General features: G+C 73.4%; 13 protein-coding genes. 7 read left to right on the forward strand and 6 right to left on the reverse strand.

Going from position 1 to position 13,099, the window contains the following annotated elements; all coding sequences use genetic code 11:
• Positions 1-132: 132 nt before the first annotated feature.
• A complete protein-coding gene (locus DWV08_RS05385) occupies positions 133-645 on the forward strand; it encodes a GNAT family N-acetyltransferase (RefSeq protein WP_115412857.1) in 513 nt (170 codons plus the stop codon).
• 49 nt (positions 646-694) lie between these two features.
• Here DWV08_RS05385 and DWV08_RS05390 read toward each other — a convergent pair whose 3' ends face one another.
• Positions 695-2,164, reverse strand: coding sequence for an HNH endonuclease signature motif containing protein (locus tag DWV08_RS05390; RefSeq protein WP_241237388.1), 1,470 nt, complete (start codon positions 2,162-2,164; stop codon positions 695-697).
• A 231-nt stretch (positions 2,165-2,395) separates the two neighbouring features.
• Between DWV08_RS05390 and DWV08_RS05395 the strand changes: the two genes are divergently transcribed.
• Positions 2,396-3,427, forward strand: coding sequence for an NAD(P)-dependent alcohol dehydrogenase (locus DWV08_RS05395; RefSeq protein WP_115412858.1), 1,032 nt, complete (start codon positions 2,396-2,398; stop codon positions 3,425-3,427).
• An 86-nt stretch (positions 3,428-3,513) separates the two neighbouring features.
• Entirely contained in the window at positions 3,514-4,248 is a 735-nt protein-coding gene (locus tag DWV08_RS05400; protein WP_115412859.1) for an SDR family NAD(P)-dependent oxidoreductase, read from the forward strand.
• Between the two features lie 117 nt (positions 4,249-4,365).
• Here the strand turns inward: DWV08_RS05400 and DWV08_RS05405 are convergent, their stop codons facing one another.
• Together DWV08_RS05405 and DWV08_RS05410 are read right to left on the reverse strand one after the other, a co-directional pair.
• Complete coding sequence (locus DWV08_RS05405; protein WP_115412860.1) at positions 4,366-5,196, reverse strand: TrmH family RNA methyltransferase; 831 nt, start codon at positions 5,194-5,196, stop codon at positions 4,366-4,368.
• A gap of 4 nt (positions 5,197-5,200) precedes the next feature.
• On the reverse strand, positions 5,201-5,995 hold the full coding sequence (locus tag DWV08_RS05410) for an ABC transporter ATP-binding protein (RefSeq protein ID WP_115412861.1): 795 nt from the start codon (positions 5,993-5,995) through the stop codon (positions 5,201-5,203).
• A 101-nt stretch (positions 5,996-6,096) separates the two neighbouring features.
• Here DWV08_RS05410 and DWV08_RS05415 point away from each other — a divergent pair, with 101 nt between their 5' ends.
• Together DWV08_RS05415 and DWV08_RS05420 are read left to right on the forward strand one after the other, a co-directional pair.
• Entirely contained in the window at positions 6,097-7,587 is a 1,491-nt protein-coding gene (locus DWV08_RS05415; RefSeq protein ID WP_115412862.1) for an RNB domain-containing ribonuclease, read from the forward strand.
• Entirely contained in the window at positions 7,584-8,369 is a 786-nt protein-coding gene (locus tag DWV08_RS05420; protein ID WP_115412863.1) for a hypothetical protein, read from the forward strand. The genes DWV08_RS05415 and DWV08_RS05420 overlap by 4 nt, the downstream gene beginning before the upstream one ends.
• 22 nt (positions 8,370-8,391) lie before the next feature.
• Here DWV08_RS05420 and glgA read toward each other — a convergent pair whose 3' ends face one another.
• A complete protein-coding gene (gene glgA / locus DWV08_RS05425; RefSeq protein WP_115412864.1) occupies positions 8,392-9,585 on the reverse strand; it encodes a glycogen synthase in 1,194 nt (397 codons plus the stop codon).
• A gap of 115 nt (positions 9,586-9,700) precedes the next feature.
• On the opposite strand from glgA, the gene glgC reads away from it, so the two are divergent.
• Both glgC and serB read left to right on the forward strand, forming a co-directional pair.
• Positions 9,701-10,942 (forward strand): glucose-1-phosphate adenylyltransferase, encoded by a 1,242-nt coding sequence (glgC, locus tag DWV08_RS05430; protein WP_115412865.1) that lies wholly within the window; start codon positions 9,701-9,703, stop codon positions 10,940-10,942.
• Entirely contained in the window at positions 10,939-11,619 is a 681-nt protein-coding gene (serB, locus tag DWV08_RS05435) for a phosphoserine phosphatase SerB (RefSeq protein WP_115412866.1), read from the forward strand. Before glgC ends, serB begins: the two co-directional genes overlap by 4 nt.
• A 16-nt stretch (positions 11,620-11,635) precedes the next feature.
• On the opposite strand, the gene DWV08_RS05440 is transcribed toward serB, so the two are convergent.
• Complete coding sequence (locus DWV08_RS05440) at positions 11,636-12,163, reverse strand: SixA phosphatase family protein (protein ID WP_115412867.1); 528 nt, start codon at positions 12,161-12,163, stop codon at positions 11,636-11,638.
• 43 nt (positions 12,164-12,206) lie between these two features.
• Positions 12,207-12,932, reverse strand: a complete 726-nt coding sequence (gene fabG / locus DWV08_RS05445) for a 3-oxoacyl-ACP reductase FabG (protein WP_115412868.1) — start codon at positions 12,930-12,932, stop codon at positions 12,207-12,209.
• Between the last annotated feature and the right edge of the window lie 167 nt (positions 12,933-13,099).

A 13,099-nucleotide genomic window follows, 5' to 3' on the forward strand; every position in this document is an offset into this window, starting at 1 on the left:
AACAGGGGTTCGAACTGTACGCCTCGGCAGGACGGCTCTCAAGGTGTCCAGGTCGTGATCTCGAACGTACGTACGAAGCGTGTGGGAGGGGTGTGACAGACGGGGAGCAGGCGGATGGGGCAGGATCGGGGGATGGACAGCGCACCTCCTGGGAGCGGACGCCCGTTCCGGATCCGGCCCGCCGTGCCGGGCGATGCGGACGGCTGCGCGCGGGTGCATCACACGTCCTGGGTGGAGACGTACTCCGCGCTGCTGCCGGCCTCGCACTGGGAGACGGACACCCTCGCGCGGCGCGAGCAGCGCTGGCGGCGCTCCCTGGAGAACGGCGCCGAGGTGACGGTCGCCGAGGCGGGCGGCGAGATCATCGGATTCGCCATGGCCGGCGCCGCGCGCCGGATCGGCGAGAGTGCTCCGGTGCGCGAGCGGGAGCTGTTCTCCCTCTACCTGCTGGCCGCGCACCATGGCGGCGGCGCCGGTCAGGCCCTGCTCGAGGCGGTCCTGCCCGCACCCGCCCCGGCCCAGCTGTGGGTCGCCGAGCAGAATCCGCGGGCCAGGCGGTTCTACGGGCGCAACGGCTTCCTCCCCGACGGGGCGCGCTTCCGCGACGAGACGCTCGGCCTGGCCGAGGTGCGGCTGGTCCGCTGAGGCGGGCGGGGCGGGGCGCGGAGCGCAGGCAGGGTCCTCCGCCGTGCCGTCAGAAGGGTGGTGGCGGTGCGGGCGGCGGGTTCCTCCGTCGTTCGAGCGCCCGCCGTCGGGCGTCGCGGCGTGCCCCGTAGCGCTCCCAGGAGTCCAGGAGCTCCCTCGTCGTGGAGGGGCTCGCGAGATCCTCGTTGTCGCGCACGAGCACCTGCACCCGGTCGTCGGTGGACCAGGCGGTCCGTCCCGGCAGCCCGGGGGTGCACGGCAGGCGGGTGGGGTCCAGCAGCCCGGCCGTCTTCGCCCGGTGGTGCTGCCAGCACAGCAGGTGCAGGTTCTCGATCTCGGTGAGGCCTCCGCGCTCCGGGTCCTCGTGGCAGTACTCCTCGATGTGATCGGCCTCGGAGGCCCAGGAGGTGGGGCGAGTGCAGCCGGGCACGGCGCAGGTGGCGTTGCGCAGGCGCAGGTGCTCGAGCATGGCGCGGGTCGGCGTGTAGCGCGTGGCCGGCAGCGGCAGGAAGGCGCCGGTGCAGGGATCGGTGAGCACCCGGTGCCAGGTCTCGCTGCGGCCGGCCAGCTCGCGGGCCATCGCGGCGGGCAGCGGGATGGTGCCCTCGAGCATGCCGGGCTCCTCGGCCCCGCCCAGCAGGGTCAGCACGGGCACGGTGACGTTGAACCGGAAGCGGGGCCGGGGCACCTGCACTCCGTCGGTGTCGAGGGCGGCGCCGCCCAGCAGGTCGTACTGGAGCAGGGCGAGGGAGGAGATCCTCCCCGTCTCGGCGACCGTGCCTCGGGGGTCCAGGGGGATCGGCTCCCCCGTCTCGACGGCACGGCGCTGGGCGGCCTGGACGGCGCGGGCGGCGGCGTCGAGCCGGCGGGAGAGGTCGAGGATCTCCGGCACCGGACCGATCACCCGCAGGCAGCCGATCCCGTCCTCCCGGGTGGGCAGCATCTCCACGCGCCGCCGTCCCTCCGGGGTGAGGTGTGCGGGCACCTCCTGCTGGGCGTCCAGGCGGGTGAGGAGGCGGCGCAGGCGCAGCTGGAACTGCTCGGTGGTGAGGGTGGTGGGCCAGTGCGCGGCCGCGGCGTCCACGTGCTCCATCTGGCTCGCGGCCAGGTGCCGGGTGCGGCGCAGGATCCTCTCGAACCAGGCCGCGGGGAACTCGCCGCTCTCGAGGCGTTCGAGGGTGCGCGGGAGCTCGGCGACGGCCCGGTGCGCGTCGTGCACGATGCGGGCGGCGACGGTGCGGGTGCAGCGCAGGGCGAGGGCCGCCGCGAGCAGCTCGGCCTCGGCCTCGTCCTCGTCGACGCTTTCCTCGTGCACGGCGCGGTGGGAGGGGGCGAGGGCGCGGAAGCGTACGGCCAGTCGGCGGCTCTCCTCGAACGACGCCTCATGCACCGCGCGCAGACGCGCTGGCAGCATCGGGTGGTCGGGGGTCGCGGCGGAGCGGGCGGAGGCCTCGGGGCGAGCGGTCTCGGCGTCCCCCGGCTCCTCGCGCTCCGGCGTGCCCTCCTCGAACTCGCCCATCGACTCCACCTCCCCGCGCGTCTCGTGCCGTCCAGCTCCTCCGACACTAGGAAGCGCCGCCGCGACGCGACAGCAGCTCCCGGCCGTGGTGGACACAGCACCGCTGGGGAGGACCGGTCGGCGCAGCGGGCCGCGCGGGACAGCGCTCTCACGCACCGTGGGACGTCCCGCCTCACCGTGCCCCTGCTCTGCGATCATGAGACCGACCGCACACCGAGGAAGAGGGTTGAGATGCGCGCGCTGATGCTGCACGAGAAGGGCCGGATGTCGATCGAGGAGGTCGAGGCGCCCGGCGCTCCCGGCCCCGGCGAGGTGCGGATCGCGATGCACACCGTGGGCATCTGCGCCTCGGACGTGCACTACTGGACCGACGGGAAGATCGGCCCGTTCGTGGTCGAGGCGCCGATGATCCTCGGCCATGAGGGCGCCGGCACGGTCCTCGAGGTGGGCGAGGGCGTCACCGGCCTCGCGGCCGGGGACCGCGTCGTCATGGAGCCGGGCGTGCCCGATCCCACCTCCCGCGCCGTCAAGGAGGGCCACTACAACGTGGACCCGGGCGTCGAGTTCTGGGCCACCCCGCCCGTGCACGGCTGCCTCGCCGAGGAGGTGCTCCACCCTGCCGCCTACACGTACAAGCTGCCGGAGTCGATGAGCTTCGCCGAGGGTGCCCTCATCGAGCCCTTCGCGGTGGGGATGTTCGCCGCGACCAAGGCGGAGATCTCCCCCGGCGACGTCGCCGCCGTGATCGGTGCGGGCACCATCGGGATCATGACCGCGCTCGCCGCGCTCGCCGGCGGTGCGAGCCGCGTGTTCATCTCCGACGTGCTGCCGGAGAAGCTCGCGCTGCTGGACGGGATCGACGGGATCACCACGGTGGACGCGACCGCGCAGGACCTCGGCGAGGCGGTGCGCGAGGCGACCGGCGGCTGGGGCCCGCAGGTGGTGTTCGAGGCGACCGGCGCCGCGCCCGTGTACCGGAGCCTGTGGGCGCTGCCCGCACCGGGCGGGCGGATCGTGCTGGTGGGCATGCCGGTGGACCCGGTGCCGTTCGACATCGCCACCGCCCAGAGCCGCGGCATCTCGCTGGAGACCGTGTTCCGCTACGCGAACGTGCACCAGAAGGCGATCGACCTCGCCGCGAGCGACGCCGTGGACCTCTCCCCCTTCGTCTCCGAGACCTTCGCCTTCGACGACTCGGTCCAGGCGTTCGAGCGCTTCCTCGAGGGGCGGCCGACGGACGTGAAGATCCAGATCACGCTGTGAGAACGGGTCGGCGGTCCGGAGGCCCTCCCGGTCCTCGCTGAGCGCCCCGGACGGCGCCGGGCACGCCGCCGCCCTACGATGGCGTCATGCGGAACCGCCTGGCGCTCATCACCGGAGGAACCCGAGGGATAGGGAGAGCCACGTCGCTCCGACTCGCCCAGGACGGGTGGGACCTCGTCCTCGGGTACGCGCGTGACGAGCACGCCGCCACCGCGACGAAGTCCGCGGCGGAGGCACTGGGCGTGGAGTGCTCGACGGTCCGCGCCGACCTGACGACCGACGCGGGGATCGATGAGCTGTTCGACGCCGCATCGTCCCAGATGGGTCGGCTCGACGCCGTGGTGAACAACGTGGGCGCGACCCTCCAGATCTCCGGACTCGCCGAGACGCCCCCGCAGACCATCCGCCGCGTCATCGACCTCAACCTGACGTCGGCCATCCTGGTGGCGCGGCGGGCGGTGCAGCAGCTGGGCTCCGGCGGCGTGCTCGTCAACGTCTCCTCCGGAGCGGCCACCACCGGCGCGCCGGGCGAGTACGTGCATTACGCGGCGGCCAAAGCGGGCGTCGACGCCCTCACGAAAGGTCTCGCGATCGAGGTCGCGCCTCGCGGGATCAGAGTCGTCGGGGTGGCGCCCGGGACCGTCGACACGCAGGTGCATGCCGACGCAGGAGACCCAGGACGGCCCGAGAGGGTCGCGCGCACGCATCCGATGGGCCGAGTCGGCCGGCCCGAGGAGATCGCCTCGGTCATCGCCTTCGCGCTCTCGGCCGACGCCGGCTACGTCACGGGGACGACCATCCGCGCTGCCGGCGGGGTCTGAGCCCGCAGCAGGCACGATCCCCCGTGCGGAGCGTGGTCGTCGGCGACGGTGGCCCGGGGTGTGCAGCGCAGGTCGGAGGTCCGTCCGCGACGTGGAGGATCGAGAGCGGCCGGACGGTCAGACGGCGCCGAGCATCGCCCGCCGCTGCCACAGCACCACGGCGCTCGCCGCGGCGACGTTGAGGGAGTCCACTCCCCCGGCCATGGGGATCACCACGTGCTCGTCGGCCGCGCGCAGGGTCGCCGGCGTCAGACCGTGCCCCTCGGCTCCGAGCACGAGCGCGACCTTCCGCTGCGGGCCCAGGTCCACCTCGTCCAGCGCCGCCGCGCCGTCGGTCAGCGCCAGGGCGAGCACGTCGAGGCCGGCCTCGTGCAGCAGGTCGATGCCCTCGCCGGGCCAGGCCGGCAGGCGCGTCCACGGCACCTGGAAGACGGTGCCCATGGAGACGCGGATCGAGCGGCGGTACAGCGGATCCGCGCAGCGCGGCGTCACCAGCACCGCGTCCACGCCGAGCGCCGCGGCGGAGCGGAACATGGCGCCCACGTTGGTGTGGTCCACGATGTCCTCGAGCACGGCGACGGTGCGCGCCCCCGCCAGCAGCTCCGCGACGCCGGGCAGCTCGGGGCGCTGCATCGCCGCGAGCGCGCCGCGATGCAGGTGGAAGCCGGTGAGCTGCTCGAGCAGCGGCTCGGCGCCCACGAACACGGGCACCTCGGGGTAACGCTCGTACAGGGGCGCGAACCGCTCCAGCCACTTCTCGCTCATGAGGAAGGAGCGCGGCGCCATCCCGGCGTCCATCGCGCGGGAGATCACCTCGTAGCTCTCGGCCATGAACAGGCCGCGCTCCACCTCCACGCGGGAGCGGAGCTTCACGTCCGTCATGCGCAGGTAGTCGTCCAGCGCCGGATCGGCGAGATCGGTGATCCGCCGCAGCTGCGCGCCCGCCACGCGCTCAGTCCAGGGAGAGCGAGCGGGCGGTGAAGCGCTCCCCGCGCTGCTCGACCACCAGCGGCAGCCCGAAGGTGCGGGTGAGGTTCTGGGAGGTGAGGGTCTCCTCGATTGGTCCGGCGGCCACCCGGCCGCCCTCGCGCAGCAGCGCCACGTGCGTGTACCCCGGCGGGATCTCCTCCACGTGATGGGTGACCAGCACGGTCACGGGCGTCGCGGGATCCTTCGCGAGCCGGCCCAGGGTGCGCACCAGCGACTCGCGGCCGCCCAGGTCCAGCCCGGCGGCGGGCTCGTCCAGCAGCAGCAGCTCCGGATCGGTCATCAGGGCGCGGGCGGCGAGCACCCGCTTGCGCTCCCCGGTGGAGAGGGTGCCGAACAGGCGGTCGGCGCGGTCGCCCACGCCGAAGGCGGCCAGCAGGGTGCGGGCGCGCTCCAGGTCCACCTCGTCGTACTCCTCGCGCCAGCGGCCCACCACGCCGTACCCGGCGGTGACCACCACGTTCTCGGCGGTCTCGTCGGCCGGGATGGTGTCGGCGAGCTCCTGGCTGGCCAGGCCGATCAGCGGCCGCAGTTCGAAGATGTCCACCTTCCCCAGCTGCTCCCCGAGGATGTCCACGGTGCCGGCGGTGGGGTGCATCCGGGCCGAGAGCAGACGGATCAGGGTGGACTTCCCGGCGCCGTTGGGGCCGAGCACCGCCCAGCGCTCCCCCTCCCCCACCTCGAGGGAGACCGCGTCGAGGATCGCGGTGCCGCTGCGGCGGACGGTGACATCGTTCAGGGCTGCTGCTGCGACGGACATGGCCCCGAGCCTATCGGGTCCGGGCCCCCGATCCGGGCCGCCCCGCTGTGGCCGCGCCCATAGACTGACCGGGCCCGAACCGCCGCCGCCAGGAGGTCCCCGTGCCGCACCGCCCGCTGTCCCTGCACGCCCCGCGCGGCTCGATCGCGGCCGAGGAGCTGCGTGCCGGGATCGACGCCCTGCTGGCGGACCACGAGGGCGGCGTGCCGCTGGAGTTCCCCGCGCAGGTGCTCGCCGCCGCGGAGGCCGCCGCCGAGCGGTCGCACAGCGCACCGGGGCGCGCCGACCGCACCGACGTGCCGTTCGTGACGCTGGACCCGGACAGCTCCACCGATCTGGACCAGGCGATGCATCTGGCGCGCACCGAGGCGGGGTTCCGGGTGCTGTACGCCATCGCGGACGTCCCCTCCTTCGTGGCGCTGGACGGCCCGATCGATCACGAGGCGCGGCGGCGCGGCGAGACCCTCTACCTCCCCGACCGGCGGATCCCGCTGCACCCCGAGGTGCTCTCCGAGGGCGCCGCCTCCCTGCTGCCGCAGCAGATCACGCCCGCGTTCGTGTGGGTCCTGGACCTCGACGAGTCCGGCGAGGTGGTGGGCATCGACCTGGAGCGGGCGCTGGTGCGCTCGGTCGCGAAGCTCGCCTACGACCAGGTGCAGGAGGAGCTCGACCGCGGCGAGGGGCACCCGATGATGCTCCTGCTGCAGGAGATCGGGGCGCTGCGCACGGCGCTGGAGTCCCGGCGCGGCGGGGCCAGCCTCAACGTGCCCGAGCAGGAGGTGGTCGCCGAGGACGGCGCCGTGCACCTCACCTGGCGCCGCCCCCATCCGATCGAGGACGCCAACGCCCAGCTCTCCCTCATGACGGGGATGGCCGCCGCGCAGCTGATGCTCGAGCACGGCGCGGGGATCCTGCGCACCATGCCGCCGGCCGAGCCCGCCGCCGTGGACCGCTTCCGCCGTCAGAGCGAGGCGCTGGGCGCGCCCTGGCCCGCCGACCAGCGCTACGGCGACTTCCTGCGCTCCCTGGACTGGCGCGACCCGGTGCACCTGGCGCTGCTGAACCAGGCCACGAGCCTGTTCCGCGGCGCCTCCTACGCCGCGTTCACCCGCGCCGAGGAGCTGCCGGAGGACGTCGAGCAGTCCGCGATCGCCGCCCCCTATGCCCACACCACCGCGCCGCTGCGCCGGCTGGTGGACCGCTTCGTGCTGCTGGTCTGCCACGCCCACGCGCGGGGCGAGCGGCCCGCCCCGGAGCTGCTGGCCGCGCTCGGCGAGATCCCCGAGGCGATGCAGTCCACCGGGGTGCGGGCCGGGAACCTCGAGCGCGCCGCGCTGGAGCTGGTGGAGACCGCGGCGCTGGCCGCCTGGGTGGGCGAGACGATGGAGGCCACCGTGATCGAGCGGCGTGAGGCGAGCGGGGACGGGAACGGCGACGGCGCCCCCACCCGGGTCGAGATCCAGCTCTCCGAGCCGCCGGTCACCGCCTGGGTGCCGATGGACGCCGCGCCCGGCGAGAGGGTGCGGGTGCGGCTGGACTCCGTGGAGCCGCGGGCGCGGTTCGTCCCGGCCGACGGCGCCGAGCCCGCATGAGCGGGGCGAGTGCGGGCCGCGACCTCGTGGCCCTCCCCCGTGCGGCGGTGCTGATGCTGTACACCGCCGCCTACCTGCGCGGCGACATGGGGCCGGACGACGCCGCCAGGATGAGCCAGGGCGTGGGCCGCACCGGACCCAGCGGCGCGGGCGAGGACCTGTTCACCTGGATGACCTCGCTGCGCCGGCTGCCGCTGGCGCAGCTGCGCCTGGTGCTTCCCGTGCCGGGACGGCTCGCCGGGCTGGTCGGTCCGCCGGCCGCGATCGGCCCCGCCCTCGAGGCGGAGCAGGCGATCGTGGTCACCGCCGCCGGGATCGCCGACCACACCCTGATCCCGGTGCTCGCCCCGGCCGAGGTGGACGGCCGCGCCGCCACCGCCGTCGGCTGGCAGAAAGTGCCCGCCCCGGTGGGGGCGCAGGTACCGCCCACCGCCACCTCCGGCAGCGCCCGGGAGGAGCTGCTGCACGCGCTGCGGCGCACCGCGCGGGGCAGCGTGGACCTCGACCTGGTCCCGGACGAACCGGTCGAGCCCGCACGGATCCCGGCCGCCTGGGTCGCCACGGCGTTGCCCCGACACCTCGAGCCGTCGGCCGCGCACCTGCTGGTGCTCGCCTCCCGCACGCTGCTGCTCACCCGCTCCGAGATCGAGGAGGGGCACGGCCACACCGTGCACCTGGCCGAGGCACTCACCCGTCGCGGCCTGCTCGACGAGCTGCACGACGCCGCCCGCTCCGCCCTGGTGGAGACGCTGGAGCGGATCGTCGCGGCCGAGACCGGGTGAGCCCGGCCCCGGCCGGCACCGCTCAGGAGCTCTGCGCGAGCACTGTGCGGTAGAGATCCAGGGTGCGCTCGGCGATCGAGGTCCAGGAGAAATGCTCGGCGGCGCGCCGCCGGGAGGCCTCCCCCATCTGCGCCGCGCGCTGCAGATCGGAGACCATCCGGATCAGCGCGTCGCGCAGATCCGCCACGAAGGCGTCGGGATCCACCGGGGTGCCGGTGCCGTCGGAGAGCTGCTCGAGCGGGACCAGGTAGCCGGTCTCGCCGTCGACCACCACCTCGGGGATGCCGCCGGTGGCGGAGGCGACCACCGGGATCCCGCAGGCCATCGCCTCGAGGTTCACGATCCCGAGCGGCTCGTAGATGCTGGGGCACACGAACGTGGTGGCGTGGGTGAGGATCTGGGTGAGCTGGTGGCGGGGCAGCATCTCGGTGATCAGGTGGACGTTCCCGCGCTCGGCGGCGAGCTCCGTCACCAGGGAGTCGACCTCCTGGGCGATCTCCGGGGTGTCCGGCGCACCGGCGCACAGCACCACCTGGTACTCGGCCGGCAGCTCGCGCACGGCGCGCAGGAAGTACGGCAGCCCCTTCTGGCGGGTGATGCGGCCGACGAACACGATCGTGGGCGCCTCCGGGTCGATGCCGCGCTCGGTCAGCACGGAGGTCTCGGGATTCGGGGCCCAGGCGTCGATGTCGATGCCGTTGTGCACCACGTGGACCTTCGCGGGATCCACGCCCGGGTAGGCCCGCAGGATGTCCTCCCGCATCCCGGCGGAGACCGCGATCACCCCGGCCGCGCCCTCGTAGGCGGTGCGCTCGGCGAAGGAGCTCACCCGGTAGCCGCCGCCCAGCTGCTCCGCCTTCCACGGCCGCAGCGGCTCCAGCGAATGGGCGGAGAGCACGTGCGGGATGCCGTGCAGCAGCGAGGCCATGTGACCGGCGAAGTTCGCATACCAGGTGTGGGAGTGCACCAGGTCCGCCCCGGCGCAGTCCGCGGCGATCAGCAGATCGGTGCCCAGCGTGGACAGGGCGGCGTTGGCGCCCTCGAGCTCGGCCGGGGTGGTGTACGAGAACGTGCCCTCCTCGTCCCGTTCCGCGCCGAAGGCCCGCACCCTCACGTCGAGGTGCGGGCGCAGCACCTTCGTGAGCTCGGCGACGTGGACGCCGGCCCCTCCGTAGACCTCGGGCGGGTACTCCTTGGTGAGCAGATCGACACGCATGGCCAGCTCCTCCTCCTCGTGCGGCAGCGACGGGGTTCAGCGTCTCAGGTCGGGAATCGGTCCACAGGGGACCGACGGTGCGTGACGAGTGCCACGTCTGGACTATCCTCGCACCATGTCGTCCACAAAGGTCCTCGCCATCGTCCTCGCCGGCGGCGAGGGGAAGCGGCTGATGCCGCTGACCCTCGATCGGGCAAAGCCCGCAGTGCCGTTCGGCGGCATCTACCGCCTCATCGACTTCGCCCTGTCGAACATCGTCAACTCCGGCTACCTCAAGATCGTGGTGCTCACCCAGTACAAGTCCCACTCGCTGGACAAGCACGTCGCCCAGACGTGGCGGATGAGCTCCCTGCTGGGCAACTACGTGGCCCCGGTCCCGGCGCAGCAGCGCATGGGCAAGCACTGGTTCCGCGGCAGCGCGGACGCGATCGCGCAGTCGCTGAACCTCATCCACGACGAGAAGCCCGATCACGTGGTGGTCGTCGGCGCCGACAACATTTACCGCATGGACTTCTCCCAGATGCTCGAGGCCCACATCGCCTCCGGGAAGTCCTGCTCCGTCGCCGCGATCCGCCAGCCGATCGAGCTCTCCGACCAGTTCGGCGTGATCGAGACCGATCCCTCCGACCCCACCACCATCAAGGCCTTCGTGGAGAAGCCCACCGAGACCGAGGGGCTCGCGGACGATCCCGGCTCGATCCTCGCCTCCATGGGCAACTACATCTTCGACGCCGACGCGCTGGTGGAGGCCGTCACCCGGGACGCCGAGGACGACTCCTCCAAGCACGACATGGGCGGGGACATCGTGCCCGGCTTCGTGGCGCAGGGCGACGCCGCCGTCTACGACTTCCTCCACAACGAGGTGCCCGGCTCCACCGAGCGCGACCGGGACTACTGGCGGGACGTGGGCACCCTGGACGCCTTCTACGAGGCGCACATGGACCTGATCTCCATCCACCCCGTGTTCAACCTGTACAACGAGGAGTGGCCCACCTTCACCGGGCACCGCAACGCCCCGCCGGCGAAGTTCGTGCACGCGGGCCCGGGGCGCGTGGGCTCCGCGGTGGACTCGGTGATCTCCCCCGGCGTGGTGGTCTCGGGCGCGCAGGTCTCCAGCTCCGTGCTGTCCCCGGGCGTGCGCGTGAACTCGTGGTCCTCGGTCTCGGACTCGGTGCTGATGGACGACGTGATCGTGGGCCGGCACTGCCAGATCCACCGCGCGATCATCGACAAGGGCGTGGTGGTGCCGCCGCGCACCCAGATCGGTCTGGACGTGGAGAAGGACCGCGCCCGCGGCTGGGTGGTCACCGAGTCCGGCATCACGGTGCTCGGCAAGGGAACGGTCATCACCCCGTGACCGCGACCCATCCCGCCGAGACGGTGCCCGCCGTGGCCACCGGGCTGCTGGTCTCCGACGTCGACTCGACCTTCCTCACCCAGGAGGTGATCGAGCTGGTGGCCGATCACGCCGGGGTGCGGGACCGGGTCGAGGAGATCACCACCGCCGCGATGCGGGGCGAGCTGGACTTCGCCCAGTCCCTGCGGGCCCGGGTGGCGCTGCTGGAGGGGCTGGACGAGGCCGTGCTGGCCGAGGTGCGGGCGATCCTCGAGCCCACCCCGGGCGCGCTCGAGCTGATCCGGCGCGCGAAGGCCGCCGGATGGGTGACGGCGCTGGTCTCCGGCGGGTTCCACGAGGTGATCGACGAGCTCGCCGCGGCGGCGGGGATCGACCACGTGCGCGCCAACCGGTTCGAGATCGTGGACGGCCGGTTCACCGGGCGGGTGCGCGGCCCGATCATCGACGGCCACGCGAAGCGGAGCACGCTCGAGGAGCTCGCGCGGCGCCACGGCGTGCCCGCGGCGCGAATCGTGGCGATGGGCGACGGGGCGAACGATCGGGAGATGCTCGCCGCGGCGGGCACCGGGATCGCCTTCCGGGCGAAGCCGGCGCTGCGCGAGATCGCGGACGTGCGGATCGACGGCGAGTCGCTGCTGGAGGCGTGGCCCCACATGGAGGCGGCCGCCGCCCGCTGAGGGGCGGCGCCCGCCCTCAGGGGCGCACGATGGTGTGGAGGGTGAGGGCGCCCTCCTCGAGGCCCTCCCAGGAGCCGAGGGGCCCGGACAGGACCGCCATCGCCCCGGTGGGCATCCCGATGCGGGCCTGCGCGACGGAGCCGGCCTCGGAGTCCTCCGAGGCCAGCAGCGAGGCGAGGGTGGAAATGGTGGGCTCATGGCCCACCACCATCACCACCGGGTGGCGCGGCTCCACCTCGTGGACCAGGGACAGCAGCTCCGCCGCCCCGCCGGAGTAGATCTCCTCGTGGTGGGAGACCTCGCCGTCGAAGTCGGGCATCCGGGACGCCACCGACTCCCAGGTGCGGGAGGTGCGCAGGGCGTCGGAGACGAGCACCCGCGACACCTCGACGTTCTGCGCGTCCAGGTACTCCCCCACCAGCTCGGCCTGGGTCACGCCGCGCGGGGCGAGATCCCGCTCGTGGTCCGAGCGGCCGGAGCCGCTCTCCGCCTTGCCATGGCGCATCAGGAGCAGGAGGCGACTGTCGGGGTCGGAGGATGACATGGGGGTGCGTTCACGCCTTCGGGGTCGTCGGGGGAGGTCCGGATCAGTGTCCCATGCCGAGACCGCCGTCGACGGGGATCACGGCGCCGGAGATGTACGCCGCATCGTCGCCGGCGAGGAACGCGACCGTCTTCGCCACCTCGGACGGCGCGGCGAAGCGTCCCGCCGGGATCGCCTTGCGGTAGCTGGCCTGGAGATCCTCCGGGAGCGACTGGGTCATCTCCGTGTCGATGTAGCCCGGGGCCACCACGTTCGCGGTGATGCCGCGGGAGCCCAGCTCGCGGGTGAGCGCGCGGGCCATGCCCACCAGGCCGGACTTCGAGGCGGCGTAGTTGACCTGGCCCGGGGAGCCGTAGAGGCCCACCACGGAGCTGATCAGCACGATCCGGCCCTTCTTCGCGCGGATCATCGACTTGATCACGCGCTTGACGGTGCGGAAGGCGCCGGTGAGGTTGGTGTCCAGCACCGTCTCGAAGGAGTCGTCGCCCATCCGCAGCAGCAGCTGGTCGTCGGTGATGCCGGCGTTGGCGACCAGCACCTGGATCGGGCCGTGCGCCTCCTCGGCGGCGCGGATCGCCGCGTCGAGGCTCTCGCCGTCGGTGACGTCCGCGGCGACGGTGAGCGCGCCCTCGGGGCCGCCCTCTCCGGAGCGGCTGGTGACGGCCACCTTGTCCCCGCGGCGCAGGAACTCCTCGGCGATCGAGCGGCCGATGCCCCGGTTGCCTCCGGTGATGAGGACACTGCGCGGCTCGGTGATGGCGTCGGTCATGCGGACTCCTGGAGTGTGGTCTGCGGGCCGGGCGCGGCCCGGGAGGGTCGGTGTGCGGGGGTGCGTCGAGAGGCCTCGACGCCGCCCCGTGCTCTACGATACGGGGCGAGAGAGCGTCGGGATCCGAGGGGGACCCGACCCATCCCACAGCCCTGGAAGGTGCCTCC

It is taken from the genome of Brachybacterium saurashtrense (genome assembly GCF_003355475.1).
GTDB lineage: Bacteria > Actinomycetota > Actinomycetes > Actinomycetales > Dermabacteraceae > Brachybacterium > Brachybacterium saurashtrense.

What these genes read in the sequence shown, in the direction of transcription:
- fabG (WP_115412868.1), bottom strand. Translation starts at nt 12,932, where the DNA reads ATGACCGACGCCATCACCGAGCCGCGCAGTGTCCTCATCACCGGAGGC.
- glgA (WP_115412864.1), bottom strand. Translation starts at nt 9,585, where the DNA reads ATGCGTGTCGATCTGCTCACCAAGGAGTACCCGCCCGAGGTCTACGGA.
- DWV08_RS05410 (WP_115412861.1), bottom strand. Translation starts at nt 5,995, where the DNA reads ATGTCCGTCGCAGCAGCAGCCCTGAACGATGTCACCGTCCGCCGCAGC.
- DWV08_RS05395 (WP_115412858.1), top strand. Translation starts at nt 2,396, where the DNA reads ATGCGCGCGCTGATGCTGCACGAGAAGGGCCGGATGTCGATCGAGGAG.
- DWV08_RS05440 (WP_115412867.1), bottom strand. Translation starts at nt 12,163, where the DNA reads ATGTCATCCTCCGACCCCGACAGTCGCCTCCTGCTCCTGATGCGCCAT.
- DWV08_RS05400 (WP_115412859.1), top strand. Translation starts at nt 3,514, where the DNA reads ATGCGGAACCGCCTGGCGCTCATCACCGGAGGAACCCGAGGGATAGGG.
- DWV08_RS05390 (WP_241237388.1), bottom strand. Translation starts at nt 2,164, where the DNA reads ATGGGCGAGTTCGAGGAGGGCACGCCGGAGCGCGAGGAGCCGGGGGAC.
- DWV08_RS05420 (WP_115412863.1), top strand. Translation starts at nt 7,584, where the DNA reads ATGAGCGGGGCGAGTGCGGGCCGCGACCTCGTGGCCCTCCCCCGTGCG.
- glgC (WP_115412865.1), top strand. Translation starts at nt 9,701, where the DNA reads ATGTCGTCCACAAAGGTCCTCGCCATCGTCCTCGCCGGCGGCGAGGGG.
- DWV08_RS05385 (WP_115412857.1), top strand. Translation starts at nt 133, where the DNA reads ATGGACAGCGCACCTCCTGGGAGCGGACGCCCGTTCCGGATCCGGCCC.